This is a genomic window from Flavobacterium erigeronis (assembly GCF_054075165.1).
In genome coordinates, this window is the sequence record NZ_JBSKGP010000001.1 from 151,486 (window position 1) to 172,648 (window position 21,163).

Consider the following 21,163-nt stretch of genomic DNA (forward strand, 5'->3'; position numbering starts at 1 on the left):
AGTTATGAAAAGATACATATGCATAATACTGTACATAATAGGTTTTTATTTAAATTTTACTATTGCCTATTCTCAAGAATCGAATAGCAAATCAGCTGCCACACAAAGAATCATAGAACCAGAACCAGGAAATTGTGAAGAATATCAAAAATATCAATGGTTTTATGACAATGATGGTGATGGAGCTGGAGATCCAAATTATTCACAAATGGCATGTACAAAACCTTCTGGAAAATGGGTCAGCAATAGCTACGATTGCAATGATAATAATTCAGAGATAACATACTACACTTGGTATTATGATGGAGATCGCGATGGCTATGGGGTAAACAACGTAACAAGATCAGATTGTACACAGCCGGAGGGCTTTGTTGACAATAACCTAGATTGCAACGACAATAATAAGGACATTCACCCTTATACAAAGTGGTATGTAGATAATAACGGAGATGGAATTGGATCAGATCTAGACGGTTCGCCAATTATGAGCTGTATCAAACCTGGAGAAAATTATCTTAATCAAGGAAGCGACAACACTGCTCATTGGATTCATCAGATTACTTATGATGTAAAAGGAAATACAACGGGAACTTCCAGAACTTTCTTTGATGATTTAGGAAAATCTGATGTAAGCTTATCCAAAGATTATGTAACAAATAAAATATGGGGTACAGAAACAACGTATGATGATTTTGGAAGAGCAGACAAAACTTCTTTTATTGCTCCTTCCCCATTGAATACTTTTGGAAAAACTAATTTTTTGAAAAGCAGTAGTGAAGCAGCTTCATCTTCTTCTCCACCTACTCTGTCATTAAACAATATTACATCAGGTGGTACTTATAAAGCTTCACAGTCAATCATTGTTACAGGAACAGTAAGTTCCGGCTTAAATGCAAGTTTGACAGCACCCACTATAACATTAACCAACAATTTTATTATTACTGCCACTGCAGGAAGTAGTTTTGTCGTTACTGCAGCAAATCTGCCTGACAATTCTGCAAATGCAAGTTTGGCAAATTATTACAGTGACAATAATACAGATGAGCTGTATCAGGCTACAGCAACACATCCTTTCGCTCAAACGAATTACGATTCCTTAAACCCTGGCAACGTAATAAATGTTGTAGGTGGAAATAAAATCAATGGAGAATGGAAGACAGGATATGCTTACACTGTTCCTGCCGCTCAAGAAATGTATTATGTATATGGCTCTGATTATTATGACGGACCCATTTCTGGCGGAAGGGAAGAAGTAATTACAAAGTTTTATAAATCAGTAAGCGTAGATGCAAATGGAAATGAAAATGTAGCTTTTACAGATGGAGAAGGAAAATTATTAGCTTCTGCCCGATCTGGCGGTTCAACAACTTATCCAGTAGTTTCACTTATTGGCACGCAAGGTTTTGTAGATGTGCACATTCCTGCAGGGATCACATCTGGAATTTCATTGATCGGAGGTGCTGGTTTATATAAAATATACGATTTAAAAACAGGATTACTTACATCTGGCGTAACGGGCGGAAACGCCTATAGAATTGAAGCAATTACGCCTCCAGCATTAGATCCTAAAACATACATTTCTGGCGGACAGCCTACATATGACTCTGGAGCATTGGGAATAACTTATAATGTAAATTATTATGATTATGCTGTAAATGTTTATAATAAAACGGGACAGCTAGTAAAATCGATACAACCTAATGGCTATACAGCCAACACAACTGTAGTCGCTAGCCCAAGCCACATGACTTCTACAAATTTTGTATCAACTTATGAGTATAATTCATTAGGACAATTAATAAAAGTCTCAAGTCCAGATGAAGGGATTAGTAAATTTGCATACAGGAAAGATGGACAGATTCGTTATTCACAAAGTGCGCTTCAAGCTGACACTAAAGTTTCTTATACCGATTATGATGAATTAGGGAGACCAAAAGAAAGTGGTGTTGTTACAGGTAACAATGGAATTTGGGCTAACGCCTCAGCAAATCCAGATGCTGATCTAACTGGATCTCGTTCTGAACAAGTTTTTACCATTTATGATTATCCTGAAAACAATGCAACATCTGTATCTATGCCTGCTAATTTAACTTTATCTGGAGTTTTAGCAACCGCAGGAATTAGCAGTACCAATTATACTCAAAATAATTTATCTGGAAATGTTGCTGTTACTTATACTAAACCTGGAACAACCATTTCGGCTATTACCTGGTATAGTTATGATTTGTATGGAAGAGCAGAATGGATCGTACAGTACAATGAAGGAATTGGAGCCAAAACTATTCACTACGAATATGACCATAAAGGCAATGCAAAAAAAGTTTTATTTCAAAAAGACAATGCTGCTGAATTATTTGTACACAGATATACCCATGACGCAAATAGTGTATTAACTAAAGTAGAAACTTCAACAAATAATGCGACCTTTACAACTCATGCAGACTACAGCTATTATAAAACTGGTGAATTAAAAAGAGTGAATATTGCGCAGGGAGCACAAGGCTTAGATTATGTATACACACTGGGAGGACAATTAAAAAGCATTAATCATCCAAGTTTAGAAGCTTCAAAAGATCCTGGAGGAGATGGCAATGATGTATTTGGTTTAACACTTGATTATTACAATGGGGATTACTTAAGAACTGGACGAAATATAACTTCTTCTCCAACCGCAGGATCTGATTACAATGGAAACATCAAAGCTGCTCGTTGGGCCAATAAAGGCATTTCTGGAGATTACAATGGAAGCAGTGCTAACCAAAAGGGCTATTTATATAACTATAATCGCAACAATTGGTTAACGGGGGCTACCTTTGGAAATACAAATTCAAGCAATGCTGTTATTAGTCCTATTGCTAGTTTAGCAGAAGGAAACCTTACTTACGATCCTAACGGAAACATTCAAAGTTTGCAAAGAACCAATGAATTAGGAACTATTGTAGACAAGCTGACCTACAACTATACTAATACAGGAAAAAACCAACTAAACAGTATCAACGAAAGTGCAGCCGTAACAACGGATATTAATGATATAGAAAATCAATCTCCCGGAAATTATGTTTATGATGCTGCTGGTCAGTTAATACAAAATGTTTCCGAAAATTTGTATTACTTTTACAACACTCAAGGACTAGTAACCGAAGTAAAAAAAGGGGCTAATACCTTAGTGAAGTTCTTTTATAATGAAAGAGGTCAACGTGTAAAAAAAGAAAGTTATAATAGCAGTAACTCCTCTTTACAAAGTACCACTTTCTATCAGTTAGATTTATCTGGAAATACTTTGGCCGTATATAATTTACCTAGCGGCGGAAGCATAACACAAATAGAATTATCTATATATGGCTTAGACCGTTTAGGTATTTATAAAAAATCAAGTGGAATTGCCAGCTATGAGATTAAAGACCATCTTGGTAACGTAAGAGCGATTATAGAAAAAGAAAACGGCAGTCCTGCTATTAAATCTTTTGCTGACTATTATCCTTTCGGAGAACAATTACCATCTCGTAATGCATTAAGCAATTATCGTTATGCTTTTCAAGGACAAGAACTTGATCAGGAAACAGGGATGGAAGCTTTTCAGCTGCGTCTTTGGGATGGCAGAATTGGGAGATGGCTTTCGCCTGATCCTATGGGCCAATACACAAGTCCCTACCTAGGGATGGGGAATAATCCTGTTAGCAGAATTGATCCTGATGGAGGTTTTGACATAGAACCAACAACTCCAGGTATAAGACATAGTGCTCAACCCGAAGGAGATTATTATTGGAATGACGTTACAAGCGCTTATGAATTTGAAGCTAAAAATGTAGGTTTTTCACAAAACCCAATATCTTGTATGCCGATGAGTGTTAACCATAATGATGCTTTTAGTTCTTTTTCAAGCGCTTTTGGTTTTTTTTCAAACACTTTTTATGATCCATATCCAAATTCTAAATGGGATTGGTTTAAAAATAGGCAAAGTGGTTATCTCTTCTTTGGAGGTGACGACGCTAGGGGCCAAGAGTATGGAGACTCTAAAGGCGGGTATGGCGAAATATATGGCACTATTGACAATAATTGGGCCGTACCAAGTAGTGCTGGAGTTGGGCCAAAATTAAAATTATGGCAAAAAAGATTTGGTGGATTTCCACAAAAATCCACGGTAAAAAATTGGATCAAAATAACAAAAGAAATCAAAGATTATAACTCAGGTGCAAAAAATTTAATAAAAGTTGGTAAAATTGCAATAGATTCTTATGACGCAATAAACGTTATGGATAGTTCAGTCCAAGTTCACGGCATCTCTGGTAATACTCATTGGTATATAAACGCTAGTGGACCAAGTGCAGCTAAAAGTATTCGTCAAGGTTTAACAAATGAGGGATACAAAATTGAATAACAACAAAATTATAATAAATGAAAAAAATAATAATAATCTTCTTACTACTACCTATTCTAATTATATCATGTAAAGAAAATGTAATTAAGGAATATAAAAATGGAGTTCTTTACAAATTATACACCCTTGACGATAATGATGAATATAATGGTGTATATAAGGAATTTTACAATAACGGAAATGTTAAAGTAATTCATAATTTTCAAAATGGTGTCTTAATTGATTCTTCAACAAGTTATAATACGGATTCAAGCCTTTTAGACATTAGATTTTATAATAAAAAAGATACTGTTTTTTGTAAAACATTTAAAAATAATACTTTAGAGAGTTCTGGAGAAGCATTCAAAACTAGAAAAATTGGTTATTGGAATTACTACAATGAAGATGGGCGAATTATTAAGAAACAGCAATTTATAAATCTTTGCGGTAAGCATTATGTTAATCAAAGCTGGGAGTATGATAAAAACAATAGTATAATAAAAAACAAGGGGAATTATTATAAAGTAATTTTAGAAAAAAAAGAATATTCGGTTGGTGAAAAAATAGACATTAAAATTATATACACCCCCTTATTGGGAACGAAATCAAAAAATTTAATTTGCACAAGTACAAAAATTAGTGATGATTTTTGTAATATTAAAGATGTAAAACTTGATTACTGGCATTCTGATAATAGAGAAATAACGATAAAATTAATTTTTAGCACGAAAGGAAATAAAAATTTGAGAGGTTATATTCAAGAGTATTTATATAAAGAAGAAAGACCTATTAATGATAAATATCTATATCGTGAAGTTTATTTTGACATATTCCTCCATATAAGATAATGCAAACGACAAAAACATATTTATTCATTAAGATACAGCAAAACAATCAATACTTCCAATAGCGCGGATTTCTAATCCCTGCCCGTAACAATAAGACACAATACAAATTATTAAATCCAAAAATCTTTCGCCTTATACTTATTTTTTAAATGCTTAACTGTTGCGCTTACTCAACTTTGTGGCACAGATTACAAATTTGCGCTAACGGATAACGGAAAATAAGGCTACTATAACAAATAAATTTACAGGAAAGATTGATACGCTGATTGCTTTTCAAAATAAAAACCCTTTAGTAAGATTTTATAAAACTGACGAAAAAATAATGTTGGATAGTTTGAATGTTTCTGATAAAAACTTTGTAACATTTAATTTGGGAGTAGATATAGATATGGATAAAGATAAATTTTTAAGCAAATTTAAGGCTAACAAAAAAGACTCTTTTTCTGACACTCTTTCAATCATCGATGACGAAGGAAATAGCTCAGTTGAACTTTCATTTACGAATAAAAAATTAAAAAAAATAGCAGGATTCTGCATTACAGCCCAAGGAATCATTCTTATTAATCAATCTTTTCAACTATTTATGCAGATAAATGAAAGCAAAAAGCATCCATACATCTGCACCTTTGTAGGAGCCGAAAATCCGAGTAATTACTTATTCCCCGGATTATATATCTTTTTAGTTGGTACTATTCTAATATTTAGTATTCCAGTATTATTAAAAACACTAATTAATCTAAACACAATAATACCATCTTATTTTCTTTTTTATTTCGTGCTATTTTCAATACTGAATTTTCAAATTAATATTTCTTTAGATTTCGTAAATAAAATATTCATTTGTTTAGGCATGTATTTCTCTACTATTTATATGTCAAAAACGAACAACTTTGATTGGAAAAGTCAAATCAAGAACAGTTATCTATTCTCCGTTTTTATAGGTATTTTATTAGCCGTAGCTCAATTAGTCTGGATTTCATATTATTAAAAAAATAATCCACAAATTTGTCACTTTGAAACTTCTAAAAAATTACTTCCACTTCAACGTTTCCATCAACCTCTGCATATCATTTTTAACATAACTCGCGGCAGGCATAATCGAGTCAAAGTTAGGCTTTGCGTAAAAATACATTGAACCAATTAAAAAATGTTTTGTACTGTCGGTAACGTAAAACTGAGAATTTGTCGCTGCGTTTCCGTCTACTTGATAAAACATTCCGTAAACCTTTTTCTGCGGATTTAGATATGGCTGTTCTAAAATATCATCGGCTTTAATAACGTGCTCGTAAGTCAGTTTTTGAGCGTCGCGTAGTAATTTGTCAATATTGCCATTTACGGGCTTATACGTCAAATAAATGGTCGCTTTCATCTTTGGATACGTAATTGCAAAACCGCATTCTTTCTCGCCTTTTATAATTGCATCTTCATTCATCTGAAAAGCAAACGGACAATTGTTTTCAAAGTTCACATATTTTGCTTCTGGATAATCCAATCGCAGGTAACTCGCTGGTTTAGGCAAAACATCATTTTTACAGCTTATAACAGTTAGCGCAAGCAAAATTGCCGTTATTGAAAGTATTTTATTTAACATTTTAATTTATTGTAACTTTTATTTGTTTTACACGCTTTTTATCTACTGTTTCTACGGTGAAAATACAGTTTTCAAAAGGCACTTTTTGATCTTTTTTCGGAAAATTTCCTAAAATCTCTAGAATAAATCCCGCCAAAGTTTCTGCTTCTCCTTTGTGAGACTCAAAAACATCTTCGTCAACATCGACTATTCTGTAGAAATCTTTCAGGTTTATTTTTCCTTCAAAAAGAAAATTGTTTTCATCAATCTGCGAGAAGTTTAGATTTTCATCGTCAAACTCGTCGCTAATATCCCCAACTATTTCTTCGATAACATCTTCTAGAGAAACCAAACCAGATGTTCCTCCATATTCATCAACCACAATCGCCAAATGGCTTTTCAAACTCTGAAAATCTTTTAAAAGATTATCCAATTTTTTATTCTCAGGAACAAAGAAAGCTTCTCTAATTAAAGATGCCCAATCAAATTCTTCTTTATCAATATGAGGCAGCAAATCTTTTACGAAAAGCACGCCTTCAATCTGATCGATATTATCGCGATAAACTGGAATTCTAGAAAAACCTGTTTCAATTATTTTAGGATAAATCTCTGCAAATGTTTCGGATATTTCCAATGCAAAAATATCAATTCTCGGACTCATTACCTGCTTTGTATCCGTATTTCCAAAAGAAACAATTCCTTCCAGAATCTTCTGTTCTTCTGTTGAAGTTCCTTCAGAATCGGTTAATTCCAAAGCCTGAGAAAGCTGATTGATGGAAAAATTATTTTTTTGTTTGCCCAATTTATGCTGCAAATATAAAGTAACAGCGCGCATTGGCAAACTTATAGGAGAAAGCACTTTATCTAGAAAAGCCAGCGGATAAGCAACTCGCTTAGCAAAACGAATACTATTTCTGCTTGCATAAACTTTTGGAAGCACTTCGCTAAATAATAAAATTAGAAAAGTAACTACGATTACTTCAAGTGTGAATTTAAATGCTGGCGAACTTACATTGACAAAAATATTTTGTCCCATATAAGCAAATAGGATTACTACGCCAATATTAAAAAAATTGTTTGCAACCAGTAATGTTGCCAAAAGCTTTTTAGGCTTGTCCAGTAAATTTGAAATAATTTTTCCTCTTGCAGGATTATCGTTTAAAGAATCATCAATATCTTGCTGAGATAAAGAAAAAAGAGCAACTTCAGCACCAGAAACAATGGCTGAAAGAAATAACAAAATAAAAATTCCGACGAAACCAATAATTAAATTAGCGTCAAAATTTGTAGAAAAAAGTAAACTGGGCTCTGGGTCCAAACTGTATAAAATTAGTTAAACGTCACTTAGAAGGGCAAATCATTTATTGGCAGTCCTTCAGGAGCATCAAAGTTAGCATTTTTTGCCGACTCTGTATCCTGGTTTTGTTTCGTGTAAGCAGTTTCTTTTTTTGTTGTCAGGAAAGTAAACTCCGTAACCTGAATTTCTGTTGTATATTTTGTCGTTCCGTCTTCTGTCTGCCACTGACGAGATTTTATTCTTCCTTCCACATAAATTTTATCTCCTTTAGAAAGATATTTTTCGCAAATCTCTGCCGCTTTATTACGCACAACCAAATTATGCCATTCTGTAGAAGTTATCTTTTCATTGGTCGTTTTATTGATATACACTTCATTTGTAGCCAGCTGAAAACGTCCGATGCAGTTTCCTCCATCAAAATAATGCATCTTTACATCATCGCCTAAATGGCCAATAAGCATCACTTTATTTAATGTTCCGTTCATAGTTTTGGTGGTATTTCTCCCAAAGATACATTTTTTTAGCAATTTATTTCTTGCTTTTCTATAAAATTATATATGACAATTGGAAAAGGAAAAGTTTTTAATTTTTGAGAATCCACTCCGTTTTCAATTTCTTCTTTTATCTTAATTTTCCAAAATTGTATATGCAAATGCTGATGCGAAAGTTTATGTATAAGAGTCGATTCGCTATAATCTTCTATACTTATAATAGTATACTCTGGAAAAATTTTATTCTTGATCGTTTTAGAAACCACGTCAAAATCAATTATTGACGGAGTTTCCAAAAGCGGAAACTCATATAGATTATGCCAGATTCCTTTTTGAGTTCTTTTCTGGATTAATGTATTTCCTAAAGCATCTTCTAAAATGAGATAATTAAAGAAGCGATTGGTGACTTTTACTTTTTTCGACTTAACAGGAAGCGCATTAACTTTTCCTTTTTGTAATGCAGCACAGCTTTCGTTAAAAACACAAACCGAACAGTTTGGACTTTTAGGCACACACTGCAGCGCACCAAACTCCATTATGGCCTGATTAAAAATAGCCGGACTATCTATAGGCATTAACTCGTTTGCCAAAGCCGCAAACTCTTTTTTGGTTGCTGGAAGTGCAATATCCGATTCAATATCAAAATAACGAGCCAGAACCCGAAACACGTTTCCGTCTACAACAGGAACTGATTCATTATAAGAAAAAGAAGCAATTGCGGCGGCTGTATATTCTCCTACTCCTTTTAGTTTTAAAAGTTCTTTATAAGAATCAGGAAAAATGCCATTTAAGTCATTACTTATATATTGAGCCGTTTTATGAAGATTTCTAGCTCGAGAATAATACCCTAAACCTTGCCAAAGTTTCAAAACTTTCTCTTCTGAGGCATCTGCCAAATCTTTTACAGTAGGAAATTCCTTCGTAAATAAAAAAAAATATGGCATTCCTTGAGCAACTCGCGTTTGCTGAAGCATAATTTCTGAGAGCCAAATTTGGTACGGATCGACCGTTTTTCGCCACGGTAAATCACGCTTGTTTTGTAAATACCATTTTATCAATATGTTAGAAAAATCCATTCGAAAATACTTAGATTGCAAAAGTAAATGTTTATGTAATTAAAATTTAACGATTTAGCTTGATTAATTATTTTTTTAATTCCTATATTTGCAAACTCAAAAAAATAGTACACCATTTATAAAATAAAATAGGAAAGAAAATGACGAAAGCAGATATCGTAGCGAAGATTTCAGAGAAGCTAGGTCTTGAAAAAGGAGACGTTCAAGCAACAGTAGAAACTTTTATGGAAGAAGTTAAAACTTCTTTAGAGACTGGAGACAATGTATACCTAAGAGGTTTCGGTAGTTTTATCGTTAAAACTAGAGCTGAAAAAACTGGAAGAAACATTTCTAAAAACACTACTATTAAAATTCCAGCACACAACATTCCTGCGTTTAAACCTGCAAAAGTTTTTGTAGAAGGAGTTAAAACTAACAACGAAGCAAAATAATATTAATTAACATAAAATCTGACACGATATGCCAAGTGGTAAAAAAAGAAAGAGACATAAGGTAGCGACTCACAAACGTAAAAAAAGAGCGAGAGCTAACCGCCACAAAAAGAAAAAGTAGTTTTAAACTACTTTTTTCTTTTTAAAAGTTCATTGAAATTGAAAATTAGTATTCAGTCATCAGTATTTAGTGTTCAGTCCACTGATTACTTACCACTGCAAACTGCCAGCTAGTTTTCGCCGGGTATAATACCTGTTTAAAATATTGTTTAATCCATCTGTAGATAAGATTTTAGATTTTAGATTTCAGATTTTAGATTTTTTTCTAAGTCTATATTCTTTTCTCTTTAGTTCTATTTTCTGAAAAAACAGATAAAAATTTACAGTGTGAATAAAGAATTAATCATTAGATCTAGTTCTGAAGCCGTAGATTTTGCCTTATTAAAAGATGGAAAACTAATTGAATTACACAAAGAAGAAGAGAAAAGCAATTTTCAGGTTGGTGATATTTTTATTGCCAAAATCAGAAAACCAGTTGCTGGACTTAATGCTGCTTTTGTAAATGTGGGTTTCGAAAAAGATGCCTTTTTACATTATCACGATTTGGGTCCAAACTTAGCTTCCCAACTGAAATTCATAAAACTTGTAAGCGCAGGTAAATTAAAAGATTTCTCCCTAAAAACCTTTCAGTTTGAAAAAGAGATTGACAAAGATGGCATCATTACTGATATTTTAAGTGCCAATCAATCTGTTTTAGTTCAAGTAGTTAAAGAACCTATATCAACCAAAGGACCAAGAATAAGTGCTGAGCTTTCTCTTGCCGGAAGATTTATTGTTCTAGTTCCTTTTTCTGATCGCGTTTCTATTTCTCAAAAAATAGAAGACAAAAAAGAAAAGGATCGTCTAAAAAAACTTGTTCTATCGATCAAACCTAAAGGATTTGGTGTTATTGTTCGTACAGTAGCAGAAGGCAAAAACGTAGCCGAATTAGAAAAAGATTTGCAGAACCTGCTTAGCAGATGGTCTGCAATGTGTAAAAAATTACCAACTGCTCATCATCCGTCAAAAGTATTAGGAGAGCTTAACAGAGCTTCTTCAATATTAAGAGATGTATTCAATGATACCTTTAGCGGTATCCAAATAGATGATGAAGAGTTGTACCATCAAACGAAGGAATATCTGCAAGAAATTGCCCCTTCAAAACAATCGATTGTTAAGTTTTATCAATCAAATGACACTCCGATTTTTGAGAAATACAATATAGAGAGACAAATCAAAACTTCTTTTGGCCGAACTGTTTCCATGAGTAAAGGTGCTTATCTTATTATAGAACACACTGAAGCTCTTCACGTTATAGACGTAAACAGCGGAAACCGTTCTAACAAAGCGACCAACCAAGAAGATACTGCCATGGAAGTAAATATGATTGCCGCTGCAGAAATCGCAAGACAACTACGTCTGCGTGATATGGGCGGAATAATCGTAGTTGATTTTATCGATATGTCTAATCCTGAAAATAGGAAAGTTTTGTTCGACTTCTTGCGAGAAGAAATGAGCGACGATAAAGCAAAACATAAAATATTACCGCCAAGTAAATTTGGACTTGTCCAGATTACTAGACAGCGAGTAAGACCAGAAGTTAACATTAAAACTAGAGAAGAAGATCCAAATAAAGTGAATGGTGAAATTGAAGCACCAATACTAATAATTGACAAGATCACCTCTGATTTAGAAAGACTTTTAAAAACCCACAATAAAGTTGTGCTTAACACACATCCGTTTGTGGCTGCATACCTCAGCAAAGGTTTTCCATCATTACGTTCAAAATGGTTTTTTGAACATAAGAAATGGGTGAAAATCATACCTCGTGACGCTTACACGTACTTAGAATATCATTTCTACGATAATAAAGGAAATGTTATTTCAGAATAAAATCAAAACCGCTTTTCGAAAGATTGGCGGTTTTTTTGTGCCTTTTCCATTCTTAAATTAAATATTTTTCTTACTTTTATCAAATTACATTATCCTATTTTTTATCTGCAATGCCATTTATTTATCCTCTTAATTTTCATTACAAAATAACTTCTTTCTACATTTTAACTGCATTTTTATGTTCATTTAAAATTACTGCTCAAAATGACACGCTGTATTTTAATCAGAAATGGAAAAATACAAGTAAGGATTCTGCTGTATTTTACAGAATCAAACCTTTTAAAGTAAAAACAAAAGATGCTATAGGTTATAAAATAAAAAACACCGATTCACTTTTCGTAATTAAGGATTACTATATAAACAATAATAAATTACAATTTGAAGGTTATTCAATAGATTATGAAGCAAAATATCTGGTTGGTAAAGCAGAATGGTTTACTGAAATTGGAAATTCTGATTCAAGAAATTTCAATTACAAAGAAAATAACAATACTACGAAGTTTAAAATTCCTGAATTTCTTATTTTTTATATAGACTACAAAATAGCCGATAAAAGCTTGCTTACAGGCGGCTTAGAATTTTGTCTTAATTGCAAAAATGAAAATAAACTGCTTTTAGGAATCGGCTATGGAATTACAAACAGTTACAACGGAAATTATTATGGCCTACCCGATCTCCATCTGTTTTATAACAGAGAGTTATTATTCTTCAAAACAGGAAGTTCTCATAAAAATGCTTATGCCTTAGGCGGATTCACCTTTTTTAATGTATTTGATTTGGGATTTGGCTATTCTTTCCCTTACCAAAAAGAAAGCATACCTCATTTTAAAGGTTTTACATCTTCTCTCAGTTTCCGATTTTCAAACAATCAGAAAGTGTATAAAAAATTCAATGTTATGCAATAAACTATTCCCTCACAATTTCAATCTTCCTTCTAATTTCATTTCCAGAAGCATCTACAACCGTAATATAATGCGTTCCTGTTGTTGGCGTAATGGCCAATTCATGAAATGTTTTGGTTGTAGCTTTATAAACATCATCAACGTACCAGAATAGTTCTTTATCTCTTTCAGAATAAGCGACTTTTAAAATTACCGGCTGCACGTTACTGCTGAAGTCTTTCGTTAAATAGATTTTGCTATTTGCTTTAGGATAAATAAAATCCATTGTAGTGGTCTGCGTTCCTTCACAGGCTTCTTTAAATGGCGGTAAAGGCAAATATTCTATATGTTGGCTTTTGTAATACCACGCCATAACTGGAGGCAGTACAAACCAGTTTTTAGTCACTATATTATCAATGTTTTCACAACTGCTATTGACCTGAAATTGTTCTGTTTTATCTAAATGAATCGTTTTATGATAGGGACAAACTTTAGTAGATTTTCCTTTTTTAGTAACCCATTGTTTGATTTTCGGACAATTATCTTTTGCTAGATAACCGCTTAATCGGCAAACCTCAACTTCAGCCAAATCATTGCATGGCGTATCAAACCATCTTTGTCGTGGCAATAAATTAAAAACATCAAATAAAATAGGCGCTGCACTTGTAACTCCTGTTAATGTTGGACGTCCTTCTCCAGTTGCATTTCCAACCCAAATTCCGACTACATATCTTGAATTTGTTCCAATTGCCCAAGCATCACGATTTCCGAAACTGGTTCCTGTTTTCCAAGCTATTTTAAGCGAACTGTCATAAAACTTCCACGCTTCGTCTCCTTCGGGTCTGTTGACTTCTTCCATTGCGTTGTAAGTCAGCCAAATTGAACCTGCTCCCAAAATATTCTTTTGATTGGTTTCTGAACCAAAATCAGGTTTAAAATCATTTTTATAATTGAGTTCGGTAAATTCGTTAGTTCGGTATTGTCCTTTATTTTTATTGAAATAATTGACCGTAGAAGAAAGATTCGCATACGTACGGCATAAATCCCATAAATTACTTTCAGCCCCTCCTAAAATCAGCGATAAACCGTAATGATCGGGTGTTTTATTAATATTCTTTAACTTGAATTTCTGCAATTCTTCATAAAATTTATTCACTCCAAAATCCTGCAACATTAAAACTGCGGGAATGTTTAATGAACGTGATAGTGCACGATGTGCGGGAACAGCTCCGTCAAAAGTCAAATTAAAATTCTGAGGCGTGTAACCAGAAATCTGTGTTGGAATATCGGCAATTAAAGTATTCGGCAATAACTCTCCATCATCAAGCATAGCGCCATATAAAAGCGGTTTTAAGATACTTCCTGTACTTCTTGGCGCATCAATAATATCCACATCTTTCTGGTGATCTGCATCGGCTGGAGCATTTCCAACATAACTCATAACATTTCTGCTCTGAACATCGATAACTAAAATCGCCAGATTATGAACTTCATTCTGTTTGTATTGATTGTAATAATATCTCGCAATTTGATTGACTCTATTTTGTAAAGCATAATCAATTGTGGTTTTTACTCTTGTTCCTTCTTCGTTTTTAGCCACTCTTTGAAGCAAATGTGGAGCAATTTGAGGCAAATCATACGGTTTCTGAGGCAATGGTTCTTCTATGGAAAGTTCGTATGTCTGCTTGTCAATTATGCCTTCCTGATGCAGTTTTAGTAAAAGTCGATTTCTTTTATTTAAAAGTTTAATCTGATTTTTTCCTGGATAAATCAAACTTGGTGCATTCGGTAAAACCGCTAAAACCGCATTTTCTGCCCATGACAATTGATTGGACTGAACGCCAAAATAACGCCAAGAAGCCATTTCGAGCCCGACAACATTTCCTCCAAATGGTGCGTGTGCTGCGTACATTTCGAGGATTTCATTTTTAGAATAACCCAATTCTAATCTTGTCGCGAGAATAATTTCGATAAATTTTTCAAAATAGGTTCTGTTTTTTCCTTTTCGCGAAAGCCTAATAACCTGCTGCGTAAGTGTACTTCCTCCCCTAACGACCTTTCCTGCTTTTCTATTTTGTTTGAAAGCATTTGTCATCGCGCCGGGATTAAATCCGGGATGTTTATAAAAATATTCGTCTTCGAAATAAACAATGCATTTTTTGAACTTATCGGGAACGCTGTCTTGCGCCGGAAAACGCCATTGGCCATCACGGGCAATTTTAGCTCCAAGCAGCTCTCCCTCTTTGCTTTCTATAACGGTTGAATAAGGTTCTTTGAATAAAGTTCGAGGTATCGAAAAATAGTAAATCAGCAAGAGCAGAAATGCAATTGCTGATTTTATCTTATTCTTTTTTATCCAATTGATAATGCGCTGAAAGAACGCTTTTATTTTATTTTTCAATACTTGTTATTTTAACCGCAATCCCGATAGCTATCGGGAGCAAAGATTTACGCAAAGTTCGCAAAGTTTTTTTTCGCCACGAATTCACGAATTTAAATTATAATAATTCGTGAATTCGTGGCTAATAATTTTACTTCACTACCTCGACCCAGAATCCTTTTGTTCTGGCTAAGAATGTATTATCATACATCGCTTCGCATTGCAATCCTGGCAGATAATAGTTCCCTAAATAAGATGCGTTCAACAGAATTCTGAAAACTTTGGTTTCTCTGGCCTTCATTCCGAAATAGAAATTCGTTCTGTCGTCGCGGATATCAATATAATCTGCAATATTGTTTACAGCGTCTCCGTAATCTGTGAAACGGGTATTTACAATTTCGAATCCTGAAGGAAGAATTTGCGATAAAGCTACGTTTTGAACACTTTCTCCTCTTTGGTTTTTAATCGTTACTTCCGCTACAAATTCAGTTCCCTGACTGATTTTCGAAACATTAATTATACTACCCTTTCTGTTTTTGAAAACAATAGAAGCCGTAACATCACTTTGAACCGCATTTTCTTGTCCGATTGGCAATATTCCAGTATTCAAGACGCGAACATAAACCGTATTGGCTTTATTGTTTTTCAGCGTGATACTATTTGAACCAGATGCAACAGAAAGACTGCGATCTGCGACAGATTTACCTGTATTTATCACTTCTCCTTTTCCGTTTTTACTAAACTGGATATTGATTCCTTTTGGACCGTTGCTCACCGCAAATTTCGACATCGCGTACAAGCTGTAAGCCGTTGTCTGCGTACTCATCCATTGATTTGCCGACATTTCTTTGGCTAATTTTGTTGCTGTAACAAAAGCTTTTTGTTTTTGATCTAAAAGCAGCATAGTTTCTAGAGCCATTGCCCTATTTCTTTCGCTTGAACCATAATAGTAATAACTGTAACCGTCTGAACTTCCGTCGATACTCGTTTTCAAGAATAAACTTTGTCCAGCCGATTTCTGACCTGCTAAAACATAAGCCGCAGCCAAACGAAGCATACTTTCGTTCGAAATGCCTTTTGTTTCTCTCAATCTGTTCATTGCTGATAAATCGGCATTTCCAGCTAAAGCTAAAGTGTACAAACGATACGCCTGCGCTAAATCATTTCCGTATTTCGGTTCAAAACGCCATTGTTTGGCTTCTTTCTGCTGATATGAAAGCCATTTAGATTTGAAATTAATTGGCAATACATACCCTTTTTTCTCTGCTTCAATTAAGAAATGTCCAGCATAAGAAGTTCCCCAATCGTCTGCAATTGCATTTCCTTGCCAGTATGGCATTCCACCATTAGACAATTGGAAATTACCTAATCTTGCAATTCCCGCAACAATATTTTTCTGAATCAGATCTTTTCGTTTCGCATCAATATCAGCCACATCAGCTAAATATAATTGAGGAAAAACCGATGAAGTTGTCTGTTCTACACAACCGTGCGGATATTGAATCAAGAATTGTAATCTTCCATTCAAATTCATAGACGGCATTGACGAAACTTCTAATCTTGCTTTGTTACTTCCTGCAATTCCAAATGTTTTCCATGAAATTGTTTTGGTGCTATTTGGCGTTAAAACAACATCGGTAAACGTACTCGTAACTGGATTCGGATTTGTCATATCGATTTCTACGTCATAAACTGATTTCTCACTTCCTGAAGTTGCGATTACCTGAACTTTTGCAATTCCTGTAGCCGAGCCGACAACCAAATTAAAATAAGCCATTTTTTCATCTGGCTGAGCAAAATTCAATCGTTGAACAGCACTTCCCATAACTTTCAATCCGTTGCTGGTTTTTACTTGAATCGAAACATTTTTGATTTTGTTTTCAGTTGCAAAAACTGTTACTGGCAATGTTACTTTTTCTGATGGCGAAATCTTTCTTGGCAACGAAGCCAAAACCATCAACGGACTCTTAACCTGAGTTGCTTTTTCTACACTTCCGTACGCGCTTGTATTCGCATCTCCCGCCACAACCATTGTTCGAACAGAACCAATGTATTTTGGCAATTTTAACTGATGCGATTTTGTTTCGCCTTTTCCTAATTTGAATGGACCGTAATACAGTACCACAGGTTTAAAACGGTTTGCTTTTTTGGCTTTTCCACCGCCCAAATCCTGATCTCCACCAATACTGAAAATCTGATTTATTTTTCCGCCGTAAGCTCCTATCACATCATCGTAAACGTCCCAAGTTTTTACCCCTAAAGCTTCACGAACATAGAAACTGTCCCAAGCATTTGGCGTTTTAAAACGAGTTAAATCTAAAAGCCCTTCATCAACAACTGCAATTGTATAAGTCATTTCTTTACCTGATTTTTCACCCACTTTTACGGTAAAGTTTTGTTCTGGTCGTAAAACATCAGGCATCGAAAGCGTTGGTGCCAGAATCGTATTTTTGTCTACCACTTCAATCGGCACAATTCCGTACATACGAATAGGCGAATCGTTTTTGGTTGAGGCGTGAGGCTGTAATAACGTGATATTAAAATATACATTTGGCGCCATTGCTCCCGTGATCGGAACTTCTACTTTTGTTTCTCCTTTTTTGGTTTCTGCCCAAATAGTTTGCACTACTTTCGATCCGTTTTCTACCGAAATCAACGCACGTCCGCCTTCGCTTGACGGGAAAGAAATTTGTGCTTTTTCACCAACAGCATAGTTTTTCTTATCGGTAGAAAATACCAACATATTAGCCGTAGAAGCATCTCTATTACGTGTTTTTCCAGACCAGATTGGCCAGTCGATATTTACTGTTAAAGAGGTTGCGTGACCATCCTGCTGATCTTCAACACGAATTAAATAACGCCCCCATTCTTCGTCTGTTAAGGCAAATTGGAAACTTCCTTTTCCGCTAGAATCCGTATTGATCACGAAGGTTTTATAAGAAGTCGTTGAGTTTGACGAGTTATAATTCGATAAATTATCGCTCGAAGAATCCCACCACCATCTCCAGTCTACTTTGTAAACTCTTACTTCAAGATTGCGGACTGATTTTGGCCTGCCGTTTTCATCAACCGTCACCACTTCAAAACGATTGTTTGTTCTGGTTTCAAGCATGCTGTACTTATTCAGTTCAGGCGTTTTAAGTCCGACATACGTTTTGTATGGCGAATAAGTCGTTGACATTACGTCTGTACTAAAATCACCACCTTCTTCATATACTTTTGTAATGAATGAAGCACGTAACATTCCTGGTGCCTGACCTTGCAATCTTGGCTGAATGTTTATCGAAGCTTTTCCGCTTTCGTTTAATTTTCCAGAGAAAACATTTATTTCTTCTGTACTAAATTGGCGTACAATATCATCAAAAGTATATTTTTCAAAACCTTTAAAAGTCGTGGTTTGCTGAGAGAATTTCGCCTGCATTTCTACATTCAAATTCTTTGCAATTGCCCCATGAAGCCAAGTTACTTCCAGATTATCTGTGTTAGGATACGATGCAGAAAGTGTTTTTCTACTAAAGGTATTTTTGATTTTTAAACGATTTGGTTTAATCGTTTCAATCTTAATGCTCTTATAGAATTTCGCACCTCCAACGCTTACCATTGCTTCCCAGTTTCCTGTTGGCGCATCTTGGTTGGTCGGAACTGTAAAAGAATAGTGATTTAATTCATTTGTTTTTTGAATGGTCTGATAAACCGTTTTTCCGTTCGGATCATTTAATCTGAACTTAATTGGATGTGATTTCGGAAGTTTATTCGCAGCGTCATTCAAAATAAAAGACAAATACAAATTATCTCCAGGACGCCAAACGCCTCTTTCTCCGTAAATAAATCCTTTTAAGCCTTTCTGTAAAGTCTCTCCCGCAACATCAAAATTACTTACCGATAAAGAAAGTCCGTCATCCAACTTCACATAAGTCGACTGATCGCCTAAAGTTACGATCGCGAAATAAGCGAATTTGTCTAATTGGAAAGATGCAATACCTTCGCTGCTTGTGGCTTCTGTCGCTATTTTCTGCTGTTGGAAATTGTACAAATCTACTCTCGCATTTGAAACTGGCTCCGTTGTAACAATATTGTTTACAGCAAACAAATACGATTTATTTTCTCCTCTTTTGGCAATAACTCCCAAATCTGAAGCTAAAATATTGGTTGCAATTCGAGCATTGTAGAAATAAGAACCTGTACAAGGATCCTGACTTTCTCTCCAATCGTAATCGTCATAATAATAGTAATCGTCGTAAGAGTTTCCGCTGTAGTTTACGTCGTTTTCATCCACTTCTTCTTCCTCAGTTTCGTCATCATTTCCTTCGGAAGTTTCACATTTATACAGCGAATATTTCTTTTTATAAACAAATTCAACTCTGTAAATTGCTCCTGGTTCTGGTTTAATAATTTTAGATAAATCTAAAGCATACGTATTCCATTTTGTGAGATTTACGAGCGTGCTTTCTCTTAAATTTAAAGTGGTTTTGGCAATTGGCTGCGCGACTTTTTTGAGGTTTTGCCCGCCATTTAATTCATTATACTGCAAAAACTGAAGAATATTATTTTTATAAATCTTATACACTTTTACATCAACAGCGCTCAGATTTACAGCTTCAAAATTTAATTTTAAATTATTTGAACTTGGTAGAATCGTTCCGTTTTTAACAAAGCGAATGTTTGGTTTGATCTGATCGAAAGAGATTTTTTCGCTGTAATTATTTTCCAGCTTTTTACCGTATTGGCTTTCAATTCCCTGAAAAACTTCTAATAATAATTCGCCTGTCACCACTTGCTCTGGTTCTTCATCTGGCACATATTCAACTGCTTCCTCTACGACTGCGGCAGCTGAATCTACTGCAACCGTGGCTGAGTCAACTACTACTGCAGCTGAATCTACTGCGACTGCAGCTGGTTCTTCTACAGCAACAGCTACTGGCTCTTCTTTTTTTGGCGCATTTTGGTTTGTAAAATATACTTTCAGTAAATTTCCTTGTGTTGAAAATTTCAGATTATTAGTATTTTGAATCGAAACCAATCCAGCAAAATCCTGCCCCTTTTCTAAAGGTTCAGAAAAATTAATTAAAACCTGCTGATTGTTTCCGTCTGGAACTTCAACTTTTATGACTTTAAATTCGTTGATGCTTGTGATTGGAAAATCAATCTGGCCTTTTTGATCAATATCAAAATCATTTCCGTCATAGATAATTTCTAAATTTGAAGCTTCAGACTGACGCTGAATACTGTCAATTATAAAATGAAATTCTTTTCCTGAAGACACATTTTTATCAAACTTAATCTTAAGATCGTTTCCGTTATGTTTGGCTTTAACCAGCTTAATTGCAGTTTCCAAATCAATATTATCTGCTACTTTTAAAGTACAGTTTAAATACTGATACTCTTTACTGTAAGACTGAATATCACCTGTATTAATGGTAAAATCCTGTTTAACCGTTTTTACTGTAAAATTGAATTTAGACAATTCCTTTTCCTTCTCTTTCGGAATCGCAGTCAGCTTATCTAAGTTTAAAGTAACTTGATATTCTGTACCCATTTTCAGTTTTTTCTCCGGAATAAAAGCTAATGTATTGGTAGAAAGCGCTACAACTTTCCCCCTTACGCTTGGCGAAATATCAAACAGATCGTCATCTAATTCCTGATTCGGTTTCCAATCATTTTTATCGAATGCCAAAACCACACGGATATCAGAATCTGCCGAAACGATACCCCCCGTAAAACTGGTAATGTAATCTTTAAATAACGAAAAATCGGAATTGAAATCTGCAGCTGATTTACGCCCGCAGGATTGAAAAATAAAAAACACAAAAAATGCGAGAAATAGTCCTTTTGCTTTCACTTCTATCTACAGTTAATCGGTTAATAAACTAGCAATTTAAATGTGTCATGCAATTAAAATT

Annotated in this window: 12 protein-coding genes; 6 read left to right on the top strand and 6 right to left on the bottom strand. The window is 34.5% G+C overall.

All coding sequences use genetic code 11. The features are described from left to right. Positions 1-4 precede the first annotated feature (4 nt). The 3 genes from ACWA1F_RS00630 (at position 5) to ACWA1F_RS00640 (ending at position 6,193) form a co-directional block, all read left to right on the top strand. Positions 5-4,378 carry an RHS repeat domain-containing protein gene (locus tag ACWA1F_RS00630; protein ID WP_456890787.1) on the top strand — a complete coding sequence of 1,458 codons (4,374 nt, stop codon included), beginning with the start codon at positions 5-7 and terminating at the stop codon, positions 4,376-4,378. Positions 4,379-4,395: 17 nt separating this feature from the next. Next, a complete protein-coding gene (locus ACWA1F_RS00635; RefSeq protein ID WP_456890789.1) occupies positions 4,396-5,205 on the top strand; it encodes a toxin-antitoxin system YwqK family antitoxin in 810 nt (269 codons plus the stop codon). 322 nt (positions 5,206-5,527) lie between these two features. Further along, positions 5,528-6,193: a hypothetical protein gene (locus tag ACWA1F_RS00640; RefSeq protein ID WP_456890791.1), complete on the top strand. Its 666-nt coding sequence runs from the start codon at positions 5,528-5,530 to the stop codon at positions 6,191-6,193. 42 nt (positions 6,194-6,235) lie between these two features. Here ACWA1F_RS00640 and gldD read toward each other — a convergent pair whose 3' ends face one another. From gldD to mutY, 4 genes are read right to left on the bottom strand one after another with little or no spacing between them, the layout of a single operon-like run. Then, on the bottom strand, positions 6,236-6,796 hold the full coding sequence (gene gldD / locus ACWA1F_RS00645) for a gliding motility lipoprotein GldD (RefSeq protein ID WP_456890793.1): 561 nt from the start codon (positions 6,794-6,796) through the stop codon (positions 6,236-6,238). A gap of 1 nt (position 6,797) precedes the next feature. Next, complete coding sequence (locus ACWA1F_RS00650) at positions 6,798-8,093, bottom strand: gliding motility-associated protein GldE (protein WP_456890795.1); 1,296 nt, start codon at positions 8,091-8,093, stop codon at positions 6,798-6,800. 26 nt (positions 8,094-8,119) lie between these two features. Beyond that, positions 8,120-8,557, bottom strand: a complete 438-nt coding sequence (locus ACWA1F_RS00655; RefSeq protein WP_306155842.1) for a single-stranded DNA-binding protein — start codon at positions 8,555-8,557, stop codon at positions 8,120-8,122. A 35-nt stretch (positions 8,558-8,592) separates the two neighbouring features. Beyond that, on the bottom strand, positions 8,593-9,639 hold the full coding sequence (gene mutY, locus ACWA1F_RS00660) for an A/G-specific adenine glycosylase (RefSeq protein WP_456890797.1): 1,047 nt from the start codon (positions 9,637-9,639) through the stop codon (positions 8,593-8,595). 140 nt (positions 9,640-9,779) lie between these two features. Between mutY and ACWA1F_RS00665 the strand changes: the two genes are divergently transcribed. The 3 genes from ACWA1F_RS00665 to ACWA1F_RS00675 all read left to right on the top strand — a co-directional run bounded on the left by ACWA1F_RS00665 (position 9,780) and on the right by ACWA1F_RS00675 (position 12,907). Continuing rightward, positions 9,780-10,070 (top strand): HU family DNA-binding protein, encoded by a 291-nt coding sequence (locus ACWA1F_RS00665; protein WP_007805026.1) that lies wholly within the window; start codon positions 9,780-9,782, stop codon positions 10,068-10,070. A 387-nt stretch (positions 10,071-10,457) separates the two neighbouring features. Then, the gene (locus ACWA1F_RS00670; protein ID WP_306155840.1) at positions 10,458-12,002 is read left to right on the top strand and encodes a ribonuclease E/G; all 1,545 of its coding nucleotides are present in this window, start codon (positions 10,458-10,460) and stop codon (positions 12,000-12,002) included. A gap of 110 nt (positions 12,003-12,112) precedes the next feature. After that, positions 12,113-12,907, top strand: coding sequence for a hypothetical protein (locus tag ACWA1F_RS00675; protein WP_456890803.1), 795 nt, complete (start codon positions 12,113-12,115; stop codon positions 12,905-12,907). Position 12,908: 1 nt separating this feature from the next. Here ACWA1F_RS00675 and pbpC read toward each other — a convergent pair whose 3' ends face one another. Both pbpC and ACWA1F_RS00685 read right to left on the bottom strand, forming a co-directional pair. After that, positions 12,909-15,284 carry a penicillin-binding protein 1C gene (gene pbpC / locus ACWA1F_RS00680; RefSeq protein WP_456890805.1) on the bottom strand — a complete coding sequence of 792 codons (2,376 nt, stop codon included), beginning with the start codon at positions 15,282-15,284 and terminating at the stop codon, positions 12,909-12,911. Between the two features lie 130 nt (positions 15,285-15,414). Further along, on the bottom strand, positions 15,415-21,102 hold the full coding sequence (locus ACWA1F_RS00685; protein WP_456890807.1) for an alpha-2-macroglobulin family protein: 5,688 nt from the start codon (positions 21,100-21,102) through the stop codon (positions 15,415-15,417). Positions 21,103-21,163: the final 61 nt, after the last annotated feature.

Coding starts and splice junctions, on each gene's coding strand:
- ACWA1F_RS00630 (WP_456890787.1), top strand. CDS start 5: ATGAAAAGATACATATGCATAATACTGTACATAATAGGTTTTTATTTA.
- ACWA1F_RS00635 (WP_456890789.1), top strand. CDS start 4,396: ATGAAAAAAATAATAATAATCTTCTTACTACTACCTATTCTAATTATA.
- ACWA1F_RS00640 (WP_456890791.1), top strand. CDS start 5,528: ATGTTGGATAGTTTGAATGTTTCTGATAAAAACTTTGTAACATTTAAT.
- gldD (WP_456890793.1), bottom strand. CDS start 6,796: ATGTTAAATAAAATACTTTCAATAACGGCAATTTTGCTTGCGCTAACT.
- ACWA1F_RS00655 (WP_306155842.1), bottom strand. CDS start 8,557: ATGAACGGAACATTAAATAAAGTGATGCTTATTGGCCATTTAGGCGAT.
- mutY (WP_456890797.1), bottom strand. CDS start 9,639: ATGGATTTTTCTAACATATTGATAAAATGGTATTTACAAAACAAGCGT.
- ACWA1F_RS00665 (WP_007805026.1), top strand. CDS start 9,780: ATGACGAAAGCAGATATCGTAGCGAAGATTTCAGAGAAGCTAGGTCTT.
- ACWA1F_RS00675 (WP_456890803.1), top strand. CDS start 12,113: ATGCCATTTATTTATCCTCTTAATTTTCATTACAAAATAACTTCTTTC.